The 14,297-nt window shown below is 43.2% G+C and carries 12 protein-coding genes and 3 tRNA genes; all 15 read left to right on the top strand.

Annotated elements, in window-relative coordinates; genetic code table 11:
- The first annotated feature begins 218 nt into the window (after positions 1–218).
- The 15 genes from Q0895_RS12785 to Q0895_RS12715 all read left to right on the top strand — a co-directional run bounded on the left by Q0895_RS12785 (position 219) and on the right by Q0895_RS12715 (position 14,242).
- Positions 219–295: transfer RNA gene (locus Q0895_RS12785), tRNA-Pro, on the top strand.
- A 92-nt stretch (positions 296–387) separates the two neighbouring features.
- Positions 388–464 (top strand) — tRNA-Arg (locus Q0895_RS12780).
- Positions 465–503: 39 nt separating this feature from the next.
- Positions 504–579, top strand: a tRNA-His gene (locus tag Q0895_RS12775).
- A gap of 482 nt (positions 580–1,061) precedes the next feature.
- Positions 1,062–1,982: an AraC family transcriptional regulator gene (locus Q0895_RS12770; protein WP_227511681.1), complete on the top strand. Its 921-nt coding sequence runs from the start codon at positions 1,062–1,064 to the stop codon at positions 1,980–1,982.
- 220 nt (positions 1,983–2,202) lie between these two features.
- A complete protein-coding gene (locus Q0895_RS12765; RefSeq protein WP_299189572.1) occupies positions 2,203–3,192 on the top strand; it encodes a hypothetical protein in 990 nt (329 codons plus the stop codon).
- Positions 3,193–3,245: 53 nt separating this feature from the next.
- The gene (gspF, locus tag Q0895_RS12760; RefSeq protein ID WP_299189569.1) at positions 3,246–4,448 is read left to right on the top strand and encodes a type II secretion system inner membrane protein GspF; all 1,203 of its coding nucleotides are present in this window, start codon (positions 3,246–3,248) and stop codon (positions 4,446–4,448) included.
- 315 nt (positions 4,449–4,763) lie between these two features.
- Positions 4,764–5,288, top strand: coding sequence for a type II secretion system major pseudopilin GspG (gene gspG / locus Q0895_RS12755; protein ID WP_299189567.1), 525 nt, complete (start codon positions 4,764–4,766; stop codon positions 5,286–5,288).
- Positions 5,289–5,439: 151 nt separating this feature from the next.
- The gene (locus tag Q0895_RS12750; protein ID WP_299189565.1) at positions 5,440–6,024 is read left to right on the top strand and encodes a protein-disulfide reductase DsbD domain-containing protein; all 585 of its coding nucleotides are present in this window, start codon (positions 5,440–5,442) and stop codon (positions 6,022–6,024) included.
- Between the two features lie 48 nt (positions 6,025–6,072).
- The gene (locus Q0895_RS12745) at positions 6,073–8,292 is read left to right on the top strand and encodes a protein-disulfide reductase DsbD domain-containing protein (protein ID WP_299189564.1); all 2,220 of its coding nucleotides are present in this window, start codon (positions 6,073–6,075) and stop codon (positions 8,290–8,292) included.
- 296 nt (positions 8,293–8,588) lie between these two features.
- On the top strand, positions 8,589–10,007 hold the full coding sequence (locus Q0895_RS12740; RefSeq protein ID WP_299189562.1) for a phospholipase A: 1,419 nt from the start codon (positions 8,589–8,591) through the stop codon (positions 10,005–10,007).
- Positions 10,008–10,043: 36 nt separating this feature from the next.
- Complete coding sequence (locus Q0895_RS12735; protein ID WP_058368007.1) at positions 10,044–10,844, top strand: ComF family protein; 801 nt, start codon at positions 10,044–10,046, stop codon at positions 10,842–10,844.
- Between the two features lie 290 nt (positions 10,845–11,134).
- Positions 11,135–11,641 (top strand): GspH/FimT family pseudopilin, encoded by a 507-nt coding sequence (locus tag Q0895_RS12730; RefSeq protein WP_058368008.1) that lies wholly within the window; start codon positions 11,135–11,137, stop codon positions 11,639–11,641.
- Positions 11,641–12,213, top strand: coding sequence for a type IV pilus modification protein PilV (gene pilV, locus Q0895_RS12725; protein ID WP_299189557.1), 573 nt, complete (start codon positions 11,641–11,643; stop codon positions 12,211–12,213). Before Q0895_RS12730 ends, pilV begins: the two co-directional genes overlap by 1 nt.
- Positions 12,213–13,265 (top strand): prepilin-type N-terminal cleavage/methylation domain-containing protein, encoded by a 1,053-nt coding sequence (locus Q0895_RS12720; protein ID WP_299189555.1) that lies wholly within the window; start codon positions 12,213–12,215, stop codon positions 13,263–13,265. Before pilV ends, Q0895_RS12720 begins: the two co-directional genes overlap by 1 nt.
- An 11-nt stretch (positions 13,266–13,276) precedes the next feature.
- The gene (locus Q0895_RS12715; protein WP_299189553.1) at positions 13,277–14,242 is read left to right on the top strand and encodes a PilX N-terminal domain-containing pilus assembly protein; all 966 of its coding nucleotides are present in this window, start codon (positions 13,277–13,279) and stop codon (positions 14,240–14,242) included.
- Positions 14,243–14,297 lie beyond the last annotated feature (55 nt).

Below are 14,297 nucleotides of genomic sequence, written 5' to 3'. Positions count from 1 at the left end.
AATTTAGGCGATTAAAAGCAAATATTATGCAGATATCTGTGCAAACAATTCGTTGATAAAGAACTTAGTCAAAATTGATGAAAATAATTAAAAATAGGTGTTGACACTACCGACTATAAGTCTTAATATATGCACCTCGATAGCGAGGAACATTAACAAGTTAGCGGTACTGCCAATAACGAGTTAAGTGACAAAACTAGCGAGATAATAGAGAATATCGGAGTGTGGCGCAGTTTGGTAGCGCATCTGGTTTGGGACCAGAGGGTCGTAGGTTCGAATCCTATCACTCCGACCATCTATTTTAAGAGCCTTACAGGCTTTTTTTTATGTATAATAGTTTTGTTCGTAGCATTACGAATTATACTTAATACGTAAAAGCCCTTAAGAGCGCCTGTAGCTCAGTTGGATAGAGCACCTGCCTTCTAAGTAGGTGGTCGCAGGTTCGAGCCCTGCCAGGCGCGCCATTTAGCCTGCAAATCTTGCCTTCCTTGGCAATAGTTATGGCGGTTGTAGCTCAGTTGGTAGAGCCCCGGGTTGTGATCTCGGTTGTCGTGGGTTCGAGTCCCATCAGTCGCCCCAATTTTTATTTGATATATCTGCTTTTACATACATAAATTGCCCTCGTTGGCATTTTTTTTCGTCTGCGTTTTTCTTTCCTATCTTTTTATTCATTTTATAGCTATTTTTTGTAAGCTTGATAACTTTATTTGGCTTAGTACCTATCTTTTATCTGGTTTCTAAAAAAATGCCCATACTGTCTTCTACGCATTTATTGTTAATTTTAGCGAAATAACCCCCATTATTAAGCAGTATCCTAAATCTACACTTAAGAAACAGTATCTTTCTGATTAATACTATGTATATTAATAGTCTATACAAAGAATATTGTCTCGCTGCTATCAGTATAAAATGTGTGTAGCGTGCGTATAACTTTAATAGCAGTCCACAGTAAACGATTTTTCTTATGTATTGTCTCTTAGGTAGTTTATTTTGCAGAGCCCGGCTTAGCTGCCGTAAGTTGCCATACATTATTGAGGAAATTGTTAATGGACGCACTTAGTATGTTATTACAGAATGTGCATTTGTTTGAAACAAATTACTATCGTTTAAATGGTAGGGGTAATTGGTCATATTCTATTGATAGAAAAGATACGATTTTATTTTATCTTGTGTTATCGGGTAGTTTTTGTATCGATGTCGGCAGTGAGATACGAGAGGCAAAGACTGGCGATACCATTATGATCTCAAACGCCTATAAACATGTCAGCTATGCACTCAATCATCATGGTGATAACACCAAACCTCTAGATGAGATGCTCAATGATTCTGAAAGCCATGTTATAGATCTTAATGGAGAAGGTGAGATCAATGCATGTTTGATCTTGATCGAATGTCGATACGAAAAAGAGATGACGCAACCACTACTGTCAGTACTACCCACGATATTGCCTGAGCTTACTGAGATGTCTGATGGTCGATTCGGCGTTATTGATGTAGAGGTTAAGCTGTTGACCTTGGAGTCTGAGCATGAGCGTATGGGTAAGACAGCAGTCATCAACCATTGGGCCAGTATTATGATGATTGAGTGTCTGCGTACCTATATTGAGAGTTTACCTGAGGCGACAGATAATTGGCTTAAAGCGCTAAAAGATCCATTTTTGTCAAAAGCATTGGTAGCGATGCATTATGCACCAGATCGAAACTGGACGATTCATAAACTTGCTGAGGTCGCAGGAATGTCGCGCTCAAGCTTTGCCCAGCGGTTTAAAGATGTAGTTGGAATGCCGCCTCTGACATATTTGATTGATTACCGTTTGCGCTTGGCAGCACGTTATCTACGTTTGCAGCAAAACAGCATCAGCCGTATTAGTGAGCTAGTAGGGTATGCGTCAGACTCTACCTTTAGCCAAGCTTTTAAGCGCGTTTATGGTGTATCACCAAAAGCTTATCGTCAGCAGTATCAACGTAAACTGACAGCGTAAGTATTTTATAAGCGCCCATCTTTAAAAAGTCAGATAAAGAGCGGCCGTAACACTGACAACCAAAGTACGTTCAGGTACTATATAATAATCAGTAGTCCAAACGCAGTCACTACGATATTTGGCTATTTATTACCTTTAGTTATGACATTTAAATAAATAGCTTAGATATATGATTATGATACTGAAGACCACATTTATTTTTTGCTGGTGATGGTACATTATGACCCAACCGACTTTTAACAACATCCTACAATCTACTGCTATAAGTAGCGATAGTAGCGCCTCCATCCCTGATGGTAAAAGTAGCCATGAGGCTGTGTCATCGTTACAAGAACCGATGGCGACTGATAAAGCGGCGCTGCTTGCTCTTTTTACACCATCATCTTCTCAGACATCTGCTATTCACGCGACTGAGACCTCAGAGTCTAGTGTGGCTGAGCTGCGCTTAGCACTTTATCGCACGCAGCATGAGCGAACACGCTTGCTGTACTTGGCGCCTGCAGATATACGTCCAACTTATCTGGTACAGACATTGAAGGGTCAATTTGCAGAGTACCAGCAGTATAAGCTTGCGCAGCAACTTGATAAACGTGGCCTACTTGATGTCAGTCCGCTTGAGCGCATGTGGCAGCAGTTGCACGTGGTTGATGATATTATCGCTGATATTGTACGTCATATGCCAGCTCAGCAGCCTGTAGGATGGCAGCTGACAGCGCAAGATGGTCACAATCCGCTAAGGCTTGCGACTGTCGGTAAGCTAAAACACCCCAAGCCTATTGAGGATCAAGCCAGCCTAAATAGCTATGTGCTTGGACATTTTGGAGTGAGTAGTTTTACTTATGACCGTGGATATTATATCGGTCATGTGGTTGGTTATTTATTTAGCTGTTATTTTTGTGCGCATCTGTCTATTAGCTACGGTGTCACAGCACTTGGCGAACAAGTGGTTGAAGGCTATGACTATGCTAGCCTTGAGACGCCCTACATGGTGCGTTTATTGCAAGGCTTAGACAGCTATTGTAAAAAACGTATTTATCAATTGGCGGTTATTTGTGCACGACTCAGCGTCTATGCGTCTGATAAACGAATCGAAAAAATGCTCATCGCTGAGGTCAATGATTTTGATAAAAAGCTCCAGCAGCAGCATTTAGATGTATTGCTATTACAAGGCATGATGCCTGAGAGTAACGACTCTACGCCACTTTTTTAGATACATGACTTCTCACTTCTTTTTTTATCAACTGCCTTAGGATATTCGCTGCTATGCCTGCTTATCATTATAAAGCGCTTGATGAACAAGGCGGTATTCAAAAAGGATTATTAGAAGGCGACTCTGCGCGGCAAATACGTCAGCAAATTCGCGACAAGCAGTGGACGCCGGTAGAAGTCAGTGCCGTCAATGACAAACAAGGCCGACAGCGAAGTCGTTATAAAAAGCCGTCTGCTTATGAGTTAGCGTTATTGACCCGTCAGCTCTCAGTCCTGCTAGCAGCTGGTATTCCACTCGAAGAAACCCTAGCAGCTGTCGCCAAGCAATCTCCCAAAACCCATATCAAATCTCTTATGCTGGCAGTACGTTCGCACGTTTTAGAGGGCTTAAGTTTTGCCCGTGCGTTACAGCAAGCGGCGAGCTTTCCGCCTTTATATATTGCCACTATCGCGGCTGGTGAAAAGTCAGGTCATCTTGATCTGATTCTTAATCAGCTGGCTGACTATACCGAAAACCGCTTTGCCTTACAAAAGAAAATCCAAGGCGCGATGGTGTATCCTATTGTGCTGATGGTTATGGCGATCAGCGTGATTATGGGACTTATGAGCTTTGTCGTACCCAAGATTGTCAAAGTATTTGAGCAGTCTGAGCAAGCACTGCCCCTGATAACTCAAGTAGTACTTACGCTGTCCAATGCCATTACCCAGTGGTGGTGGCTGATGCTACTAATATTAATAAGTGGCACTTTTTTGTTTTATCGGTTTGCGCAAACGCAGGCCGGCAAGCTTGCTATCGATAGCATCATTCTTCGGTTACCGATATTGGCGCGACTCTCTAAAGGACTCAATGCTGCTCGCTTTGCAAGCACACTGTCGATATTGGTGCGCTCGGGTGTGCCATTGATTGAAGCTTTGCATATCGGCGCTGCGGTCACAACCAACCTACACATTAAACAGACTATTATCACTGCTGCAGATCGAGTAACAGAAGGCGCCAGTTTGTCAAGCCAGCTTGAAAAAGCGTCTTATTTTCCACCGATGATGGTACAGATGATTAAGAGCGGTGAAAACTCGGGCGAGCTTGAAAGTATGCTTAGTCGCGCAGCCAATATGCAAGAGACGGAAGCGACTAACTTTATTAGTACCTTGCTGTCGCTGTTAGAGCCGCTAATGCTAGTACTGATGGGAGTCGTCGTGATGATTATTGTGATGGCAGTCATGCTACCGATTGTGAATATGAACGACTTAGCGGGTTAGTTCGAGCAGTTTACTATCTGACCGTATCACCTTAACCTTACAATAGGTTTCTTAAATTTTGCTTACTGTTGTATATTAATCAATGAAAGGCAAATACACTGTCGTTCATTGCAGCGTTGAGCTATAGTGACTTACAAGCGGTGAGATTTATAAATATATAAAGGTTTATGGACCTGTAAGTAGCGACAGCGATAATCCAAAATTTACAATCGAAATTTAAAATCAAAGTGCGCTAGTAGATAAATGTACAATCATAGTCTATAGTGACAGTCGTCTTGATATTTATGTATAACAGTAATGATAAAAGCGATGATTATGATTGATAAAACCTCAGCCAACGCGACAAAGCAGCATCTTATGAAAAGCAGACAATCTCCTTCACATACAAAAGATACAAACATCGTCAATAGTCGGACAGCATTGAGCCGTAGTCAATCAGGCTTTACGCTTATTGAGATCATGGTTGTGATTGTTATCCTAGCTATTTTGGCAGGATTGGTCGTGCCAAAAGTCGTGGGACAAAGCGATAAAGCGCGCGTCAAAACGACAGAGACTGCGCTATCGACCGTGTCAAATTCGCTCGATATGTATAAGGTAGATAACTCACGCTATCCGACGACAGCACAAGGTTTAGAAGCGTTGATCACACCGCCTGCCAATGCAAAAAACTATCCTGAAGGCGGCTATATTAAAGGTGGCTATCCAACCGATGGTTGGGAAAACGAGCTACAGTATGTCTCTCCTGGTAGTGAAGGTCGTCCTTACGATTTGTTTTCGTTGGGGGCAGATGGGCAACAAGGCGGCGAAGGTCAAGATGCTGACATCTATGCAAAACTATAAGTAGAGGTATCAGCGTACTCAGTATTAACGACCAGTAATGGATAACTGGCTCGTAACTAATATCAACCAATAAGTCATTATTGGTTGATATTTTTTATCAATACGTGAAACCTATGTCATCAGTGATTAAAAGCAATAAAGGTAGTTATTCATGACAATCAAAAAACCAACAACAAAATCAATCGCGTTACACAAATACCATTCTAAAAAGCCTTATGTACTTGCACTTGCTATCATAAATGCCTCGTTGGTAATGGGATTATCTATGGTTTCTATGAGTGCTGTTTCTATGAGCGCTCAGGCGGCAAGTTTAGGCGAGCTGTTCGGTAATAATAGCGCTACAAAATCGAAGTTTTTGCCAGTAGATAAAGCCTTTCAAGTTGACAGCATTACCAATGCAACATCTAAAGGCACGCGTCTATCGATTACCTTTGATATTACCCCAGGACACTATGTTTACAAAAACCAGCTTACTTTAAAATTTCCTAAAGGGATAAGCGCAACGCCGTTTACGTTTAATCAGTCTCCAGTCTCAATTGATGATCCAACTTTTGGTAGGGTTCCTGTATTTACCCAAAAGCATATGATAGCGACCACGACGCTTACGACCAACAATGGTAAAGGGGCAAAGAATGCACCGCTCGTGATCGGTTGGCAAGGCTGCGCCAAAGCTGGACTATGCTATCCGCCAGAGAAAATCAAAACCACGGTTGATATCGCAGCACAACGCAAGTAAATATCGACCGAGTCGATGTAAGCATTAGTAATCAATAGGCAGTCCTTTATGTCCATTAAGACACCAGAAAAACCTCCATCCTCCTATAAAAATCGTTCTTCCAAAAAGTCTTATCTGTTGGCGTTTGCTTTAAGCAGTAGCTCATTGCTGACAGGACTGCTACCTACTGGATTGGTCGCTACTGGACTGACCGCCACATCCATGACAGCTCAAGCTGTTAGCTTGGGTGATTTGTTTGGTAATAATAAAAGCTCAGCGAAGCCAAAGTTTTTACCCGTCGATCAAGCGTTTCAGGTGGGTAGTGTCAGTAAGCCTGTCGCGACAGGGACGCAGTTGTCGATTAACTTCGATATCACTCCTGAACACTATGTCTATAAAGATCAAATAAAGCTAACTTTACCTACTGGTGTGACTGCCGCGCCATTTACTTTTAGTCAGACTGCTGTTTTTATTGATGATCCCACCTTTGGTCGTGTGCCAGTATTTGATCAAGCTAATATGGTAGCGACCACGACGCTAAGTAGTACGAGTGGCAAAAGCGTGGACGATGCAGCAGTGGTTATTGGCTGGCAAGGCTGTGCCAAAGCAGGGCTGTGTTACCCGCCTGAAAAAATAAATACTACTGTCAATATCGCTGCGACTACCCCGCAGACTGCAGCGAGTGGCAGTAGTATGTCTTCTCAAGATCAGACGACAGACTCCACCATCAAAGCTGCTGCGAGTACTGCAACGACAGCAGACGCAGCGAATGCAACTAATACGGATAATGCTACGCCTACCGCACAGCAAGTAGAGGCAGATGATGAGGTTATTGATTATGCCTTGTTAGATGCGGACGCTTTAGAAGAAGAGCTTGTCGCTACCAATATGATTTCTGGTGCAGATACCGATGTCATCAGTGGCGATACGGTCGATAGCAATATGACCGATAGCAACATTAACATGACCAGTAGGGCCAGCAGCGCTACTGTCAACGACAATGGTTTAGTCGATACCGACCCGTTTGGACTGGCATCGCATCCATGGTTGGCCTTAGGTCTATTGTTTTTGGCAGGCTTAGGTTTGGCACTGACACCCTGTGTGCTGCCGATGCTGCCTATCGTTGCCAATATCGTCGCACGCGAGAAAAACCCGACCGTCAAAAAAGGCGTGATACTGACCACCAGTTATGCCATTGGGGTTGCTACTGCTTATGGTATCTTAGGCGCAGTCATCGCGGTGTTTGGTGAGTCATTGGGCATTATCGGTTGGCTACAAAACCCGATTATCTTAATTAGCTTTGCTATTATTTTTGTCCTATTAGCGCTGTATATGCTGGGTGTATTTACTATTCGTTTGCCACGAGCCGTGAGTAGTAAGCTGCAAGGCTTGAGTCAGGCGGGCGATAGTAAGCTTGGTAGTACAGGAGGTAGCCTCGTTGCTGGGTTTTTATCCGCACTAGTCGTATCGCCTTGTGTGTCCGCGCCACTATTTGGCGCCTTGCTTGCAGTCTCGACTATTGGTAGTCCGCTGCTTGGTTTTATCGCCTTATTTATGCTTGGTTTTGGTTTATCAGCGCCGCTTATTTTGATTGGTGCCACTCAAGGCAAAATCATACCGAAGGCTGGCGAGTGGATGAACTGGGTCAAGCAAGGCTTTGCGTTATTGTTGTTTGCAGTGGCGCTACTATTGATTGAGCGAGTATTTGTATCTCCTATAATGCTGCTAGTATGGGCGTTATGGTTTATGGTGGTTGCGACATGGGCTTGGAGCTGGCTGGGCCGTGGTCGGATGCTTACTCAAGCGCTTGGTTTGGTGACTGGTATCTGGGCAGCCTGCTTGGTCATTGGGGCGGCATTAGGTAATGATGACAGTCTACATCCATTGGCGTCACTAAGTGCTGCGCCAACGATGGTACAGTCAGCGACTGGTCAAGCAGTCGGTAATGATAATGCAAACGATGAGCATGTCACGACGCTTGCACAGTTAGATGCAATCACTGCCAAAACGCCTAAAGTAATCGTGGATGTAACGGCTGATTGGTGTGTTGAATGCCGCATTATGGATAAAAACTTATTCCATAACCGTCCTGCGCAGATGCAAGATTGGCAGTTGGTCAGGCTTGATATCACTGAAACCACACCAGACTCAAAGGCAATCTTGGCGCGCTATCAACTATTTGGTCCACCAGCATTATTGTATTATCAGGATGGTCAATTGATAAATCAGCAAGTTGGTGAAATTGGTCGCTCAGAGTTTGAAGAGACATTAACATTGCTAAATAAATAAAGCCGCAACTATAAGTCGATATTATAAAAGAGCCAGTATACTGTTATGACACAGTTACTGGATCTTTTTATTTGTCACGGGTGCGCTCAAAAACTTATTAAACACCAACTCTCGCTATTTAACATTGTACTAAAGACGAATAACTCTAGTATAATGCGGGTATATTTATTACACTAAAGCAACAATAGTTAAGTTGTACTAATAAAACCCCGTAATCGCTATTTACCTATCAAGTTTGATTTTAGTCATCGTAGATAAATTATTGACCGCAGTGTCAATTAACACAAGGGACACTTATGTTTGTTCATACAACTTTGCAGCGTCAGATAATGGGCCTCGCTTCTGTTTCTCAAGCTACTAAGCGCACAGTAACCAAAACCCATTTAAGCATTGCAGTTGGTGCAGTATTGAGCTGTTTTACCATGCAAGTACATGCTGTAGATAACAATCAGATAAATGATGAATTAGCTATAGACGTGCAGCAAGCTACTGTTGAGCAGTTAAAGACGCCAAACGTTGATCGCCAAAAACTGTCTAATGATGCTTTTGTCGCACAGCAAGCACAATTGTTTTTTGAATGTACACAAGTAAAAACGGCCGCTGCACGTTTGGCTTGTTTTGATAAGGTTGCAGAGCAAGGCGAGACGCCAAGCTATACCACGACCAAGCAACCATTGGATTTGGCAGGGACTATTAAAAGTACCATTTCAGGTGATCCGCAGGTGGTACTTGCAGAAGATATGACCAAAATGCAGGGCGATACTGTAGAAGCTGCTGATACAGTACTCATTGCCAATCAGTTATCTGCCAATAGTGAACCAAATAAGGCCGCGATAGACAAGACACAAACCGAGATATTAGATGATGTAGGCGTGACTCAAAGCGATATCGAAAAATATACGCCTTTGAGTCTGGCCTATGATTTGGACCAAAACAGTGAGCGCGGGACTTGGTCAGCGCGACCACACCGTCCTATGTATTTATTGCCGTTATTTTTAAATGCCAAGCCCAATCGTAGTCCAAATACTCCGACTCGAGATGAGGAGGTTTTTAGTCCCAATGAGCTAAGAGTGCCTGAGCTGAAATTGCAGGTATCTATTAAGACTAAAGTCGCAGAGGACTTATTCGATACCAATGCCGATATGTGGTTTGGCTATACGCAGCAGTCGCATTGGCAGGTCTATAACGAAGACAATTCTCGTCCGTTTCGAGCAACCGACTACGAGCCTGAGGTGTTTGTAACTCAGCCTGTCACAGCGAACCTACCCTTTGGCGGACGCTTACGTATGCTAGGGGCAGGGGCCTCACACCATTCAAATGGTCAGTCTGACAACTTGTCTCGTTCATGGAACCGGGTATATCTGATGGGCGGTGCCGAATGGGGTAAATTTGCAATCGTACCAAGGCTGTGGGCGCGTGTTAGTACCGAAAGTGGCGACACGGATGATAACCCAGATATCGAAGATTTCTTGGGTTATGGCGATATGAAGTTCTTATATGACTTGCCAAACAAACACAGTGTCAGCGGTACTTTGCGTTATAACCCAAAGACAGAAAAAGGCGCAGCGCAAGTCGATTATATCTATCCATTATCTAATAACGTCAATGGGTATGTTCAGCTGTTCCATGGTTATGGTGAGTCTATCATCGATTATAACCATAAAAATACCGCTGTCGGGGTTGGGATAGTACTTAATGACTGGAAAGGACTATAATTCGCTAAGTCTTATCAATAAGTGTCATAACGGCTTATGCAGCGCTTAGCACCATATCAAAGTGGCCTATGGCTGGCAGAGTATATAAATTTACGCTGTCAGCTATGCCATGTCTATCGTAGTACACCTTCCATACCGAGCAGCACTGCACCGACGCTTTACAATCGTATACAGCAGTATTTTCATAAAGGTCTTTTGTGCGCGCGCTGTCATGATTATATCGCGTGGCTTCCTAAGGTGTTTACTGTAGATATTGCAGCGGGTGCTTCTCTTACTATCCAAGCTGCTACTTATTACGATTATCCAATTCGCCAAGCCATTCGAGCTTTTAAACATTCAGAGGACATGACCAAGCTGCCTTTATTGGTACATGTATTGCGTCAGCTACCAAGACCTATCGGCTGCCACAGCCAAAACAGCGTCATCCTACCCATGCCTACCACCGCCAGTCGCCTAGTTGAGCGCGGCTTTGACCCCGTGACTATTCTTTCCGCCTATTTATCGAAGCATTGGAATATACCTATCTGGCAAGGTGTCCAGCGCATTGATCATACTGTTAGCCAGCAAGGTCTAACGCGTGCAGAGCGCTTAGCGAACCTAAACGATGCTTTTACGATGACGACATTACCTCCTGCCAAACGTATATTGCTATTTGATGATGTGGCGACCACAGGAGCAAGTCTACAAGCACTGGCTCGAACACTGTCTGCCAAGTCCTTCTCCCACAATCAGACATATCCTATCAATCAAAGTACATCTCACGATAAAAACACGCCTGTCTCTGATATTTACCATCTATCTGCCTATGCACTTGCTCACGGTAGTCACAACGCCTAATTAGACAATGTTAACGAAAAATATTTTTTTGTATTGATAATGATACAGAAATGTATCTGTGTTACATTGTCTATTCGTATGTCGATTCTTACTACTATTTTAATGATTACATTACTTAAATATCAGGCTATGCGCTATAAGACACTGTCTATAAATAGGGTTACGGTGGAATGAATATTGCAACAGTTTTCTGAAAAATAAACAAAAGATCGGGCACTCATGACCTGTCTTTTGATGTAGATAAATAGGCCGTTGTCATTATGTGTGATTGTTATTAATAGGATATTGATGTGAATGCATCTTTGTACAGCTTATCTTACCAACGACCAGCATCCAACGCAGGGTTTACTCTGATTGAGCTGATGATAACGATAGCTGTACTGGCTATCATTGTAAGTATTGCCGCGCCTAACATCAGCAACCAGCTGGCCAATCAGCGAGTAAAGTCAACTGTCTCAACCATAGAGAGTGCGCTTAAAGAAGCAAAAGCTGAGAGCATTATACGACGGCAAAATATCACAGTGGTATACGACAGTAGCACGCCTAAAACCATCACCTTACAAGACGACAGCAATACCGTTTTATCTACCTATAACATCGCCTCTCAAAGCACTATCAATCAAGTAATTACTCCTACTACGGTCACCGCGGTTACTTTTCAGCCTAATAAAGTCATGGCTGGTGGCGCCAGCGTTATCTATACCGTTTGCGATGATGCTTCTAATAGTGAAACTCCTACACAGGTCAGTCTTAACAGTATCGCTAATATCAATATTACGACCGTTGGGAGCTGCTAATGAAGACACAGACGACTCAGGCAGGCGTGGGATTGATCGAGGTTATGGTAGCGCTGCTGCTACTGACGGTAGCAGTATTGGGTTTTAGTGCTATGCAAATGAGCGCTATAAAAGCGACTGATGAGAGCCTGATGCGTACTCGCTCTATATCTACTATGAAATCCTTGTCAGAGAGTATGCGCATACTACCAAATACTGGCCCAATCTATAGAGAGCAGGTAAATAGTGTTTATAAAAGCAGTAAAAAAGTGAATAGCGATTACGACATAAGCGCCTACTGTAAAGATGTCAAAACTTATAGTACTGCAGCTCCTGATTGTAATACGGACAACTGTAGTATCGACGAGATGGTCAACCATAATGTTGGCATCATTCTCATTGCTGCTTGTGAAAAAGAAATCGCGCTGAATATGGAGGTCTGTACAGATACCAATGACATGAATGAGCGCCAATGTATCATTGCAGCGTGGAGTCAGACTAAACCGACTATGAATGACGAAAAGTATTCTTGTACGGATGCCAACGGCACTTATAAGCCTAGCGCTTCATGTTTTATTATGGAGGCTTATTGATGTCTACTATACATCGTTATTTATCCAAACAGCCTACCAATACGCTACCGCCAACTCAGCAAGGTTTTACCTTGGTGGAGCTGATGATCTCTTTAGTATTGGGTTTATTGATATCAGCAGCGGTAATGCAAGTCTATATTGCCAATGTTAGATCGGTCACTCTACAAGAAGCAGGCTCAAGCATTATTGATTCAAGCGTCTTTGGCATCCCTGTGCTAGAAGAGCATATACGACTGGCTAACTTGGGGCTTGCAGACACTATCAATGATACCAATGCTGGGGCAGGGGTGGTGTTGACCCAAGCTGGCAACCTAAAAAACATAAAGTTGGATGGTGATAAAGAGATACCTCTGACATTACTAACCAATACTGGCGATGTAACAACGAAAGGCTCAGGCAATCAATGGTCAGCGATGACTGCGACAGACACACCAAGCGGACAGCTAACGATACAGTTTAGAGCGCCGCAGAATATGTTTGACTGTGAAGGTAGGGCAGCTTTGGGTCCAAGAGAAGTTAATATTAATAAAGTCAAAAAAGTCATTGATGGCCAAATCATTATAGAGCGCTATTATTTAAATGCTCAAGATGCCTCCAAACCCAATCAACTCTCTTTATATTGTGACGCTGGCAAATACATTACCGAAGATATGGATGACTACAAAGAGCAAGGTAGAGCAGACAAGCCTGCTACTGTATTGACCGCCAAAAACCGGATAAAAGACTTCGGCGATAAAGGCGTCGTCGTTATCCAAAATATGGATTACTTCGATATCTTGCTCGGCACCAAAGAGGCTGATGACATACGCTATTACACGGTCAAACAATACACTGATCTGACAGACAAACCAGATGTTATATCAGTAAAAGTGGGCGGCATCATACGCTCCAACAACGTCGTCCAAACCTCAGAGCTATCTAATAATTTTACCGTTTTGGGTAATGATGTCGCTCTAAAAACGGATGCAACAGATGTAGAAAAAAAATACTTACGCTTTATTTTTCAAAATGAAATTGCGCTGCGAAACGCAAGACAGAAACCCTCAATATAAGGCGAAATACTATGAAAAAGCATTTGTCTATGCCTACTCATCAGCAAGGTGTCGCCTTGATTGTGGTTTTATTATTTTTAGTTCTTATTACGCTAGCAGGCGTTATAGCAGTAAGAAGCAGTACGACAGACTTAAAGCTTGCAACGAGTGATCAAGCAGATGCACTGCTACTGAACACAGCAGACAATAATAATAAAAGTATCGAGCAGCTTATCAATGTAGACACAACTGATGCCGACGCAGTGACTCAAAAAAACCTAGCGCTTAGCTCAGCTGGTATGTTTGGTTACTTTATGAACATTGGAGCAGAAGAGAATCGCGGGGATCAAATTGTATTTTGTTATCGTCCGCGCGCCGACTACTTTTTTAGAATGAATGAAGCAACCGTAATTGATCCAAGCGGTGGTAGTAAGCTGACGACAGGCGCTTCAAATACGGGCGGGTTTTGCCGTGTCAGTAAAGCAGAAGATTTTAGTAGCGCACGCAACAACGTGATGACGCAAGTAGCGGTCACTCGGCCTAGTAGCGATATGGTAGCGGCAGGGCCTTTTGAGTTTGTACCCTTAGAGCAGACCATAACCACGACTAACGTTGCTAGTAGCTCACCGAACTTTCGTCTGTTTAGTAGCTCGTTCTTACCTGGACTTACGCAAGCAAAAGAGAGCGACATCCTAGAATGTCTAAAAAAACCCAATCAAAACGCTGCTGACTTTGGCTATAGCGCTAAAGACAAAGACGATAAAGACATCACCAAGTATTACGATGAGACACTGACGCAGTGCTTAGCGCGTATTGGGGTCCCAGCGACGACCCTAGTAGAGGATGTCAAGCTTGAGAATATACTGACCTCTAAAAAATGCTTGGACTACGGCAAAGGTACTGCAAACAATGCGTTTAGCGACGCTTGTCAAAAGCTATTAAATGTTACTGCATCTGGTACGCCCAAAGCCGCTGGCGCAACAGGTTCAAAAAACTAAGCCAAAGAAGCTCTATGCTGTCTTGTAACAATACTTACACTCCAAGGAGTACAAC

This window comes from uncultured Psychrobacter sp. (assembly GCF_947495825.1).
Classification (GTDB): Bacteria; Pseudomonadota; Gammaproteobacteria; order Pseudomonadales; family Moraxellaceae; genus Psychrobacter.
The sequence above is the reverse complement of the archived record's forward strand: the minus strand, read 5'-3'. Positions and strand labels throughout refer to the sequence as shown.